Below are 532 nucleotides of genomic sequence, written 5' to 3' on the forward strand. Positions count from 1 at the left end.
AAATTAATTGTGACAGCGAAGACTTCCCAAGCCAAGACGCCGATGTAGGTCGTGATAGTGTCGCAAACCAACTAGATAAAGTAGGTCAGGGCGACTTAGCGTTTGATTTTACTAAAATGAATGAATTTGCCGACGAACTCCCTGATGATGCTACCAGCTTTAGTTGTGTTCGAGATAATGTGACGGGCCTTATTTGGGAAGTAAAAGAAGCCAGTTCAACATTACCACCGTCGACAGCTGATCGTGCAGCAACAAACCATTATAGCTGGTATTTAAATGGTTCAAGTGGTGTGCAAACGGGTAGTGTGCAAGGGGCTGTCGGCTCTACTTGCCCAAGCACCAGTGACTGTGGCCTGCAAACTTACATTAATGATGTGAACAGCAGCGATTTTTGCGGTGGTACAAATTGGCGTGTGCCAACTTACACCGAATTATTAGGGTTATTAGATTATGCCAAGCAAGGTGAGCCTACATTGCTTAATAGTGATTTCTTCCCTAATCAACCAAGTGATACTCAGCTAAGCAGTGATAG

At 44.2% G+C, this 532-nt stretch carries 1 protein-coding gene; it reads left to right on the plus strand.

The window, feature by feature from the left end:
* Positions 1 to 532: DUF1566 domain-containing protein (locus tag E0L37_RS21280; RefSeq protein ID WP_133493630.1), on the plus strand; the 532-nt coding region annotated here is incomplete at both ends.

It is taken from the genome of Alcanivorax sp. 24 (assembly GCF_004360225.1).
GTDB lineage: Bacteria > Pseudomonadota > Gammaproteobacteria > Pseudomonadales > Alcanivoracaceae > Alloalcanivorax > Alloalcanivorax xiamenensis.